We start from the raw sequence: 797 nt of genomic DNA on the forward strand, positions 1-797 counted from the left end.
ATGTCGACGATCGCGCCGCCGGCGGCGGGATCGCAGACATAGACCCGGGCGCCGCCGCGCGCCTCGACCAGGCGCAGCGCCGCCTCCGGGCCGATCAGCTCGACCAGGCGCGCGATCTCATCCGTGGGAGGCGGCAACGTCGTCATCGCGGCGGGAACCTCTCCGGCGGCGTGACCGTGACGAGGATGCCCTCGCGGACCACGTAGCGGAGCCCGTCCGCCACGATCTCGTAATCGTCGATGCCGACGCGCTGGGCGGCTCGGCTCGCCCGTGCCAGCGAATTGGCCAGCGCCTGGCGCACGGCCTCGACATCGAGGGCGCCGGAGCGCTCGAGGAAGCGGACCAAGGCATGGTCGGTGACATGGATCATGCCGTCACCCGCTTCTGCCAGGCCTTGAGCTGCTCGATCGCCTCGCGGACCTGGTCCGGCTTCAGAAACTCGGGCGCCGAGACTTTGAACCGGGTTGCAACCCAGCGGCGCAGGGCGTCGCGATCGAGCGGTCCGGCCTGCAGTGCGCCCCACAAGGCATAGAGCTTGCGCAAATCCGCGCGCTGCGCCGGCGCCCTCACCGAAGCCTTCGGCTTCCAGCCCAGGCGCTTCAGCTCGGCGATGACGGAATCGGCCTGACGATCGGAGAGATCGCGCGCACTGCCGACGCCGGCGACGCGCTGCAGCAGGCCGCGATAGGCGTCGTCGTCGAGCGCCAGGTCCTTCTTGGCGATGTGGATCTTCGCCAGCATGTCGCGATGGCTCATCGGCTGCTCCTCTTGATCGCGACCTGGAGCTCCAGCGCCTT

Annotated in this window: 2 protein-coding genes; both read right to left on the reverse strand. The window is 69.8% G+C overall.

The window, feature by feature from the left end; all coding sequences use genetic code 11:
- Positions 1-142: 142 nt before the first annotated feature.
- Entirely contained in the window at positions 143-370 is a 228-nt protein-coding gene (locus CXY91_RS20100) for a hypothetical protein (RefSeq protein WP_100962979.1), read from the reverse strand.
- Positions 367-797 (reverse strand): regulatory protein GemA (locus CXY91_RS20105; protein WP_210202607.1); only part of this gene is annotated, 431 nt, incomplete at its 5' end. The genes CXY91_RS20105 and CXY91_RS20100, both read right to left, overlap by 4 nt.

The sequence above is a fragment of the Allobosea sp. FBZP-16 genome (assembly GCF_002831785.1).
GTDB classification, from domain to species: Bacteria; Pseudomonadota; Alphaproteobacteria; order Rhizobiales; family Beijerinckiaceae; genus Allobosea; species Allobosea lupini.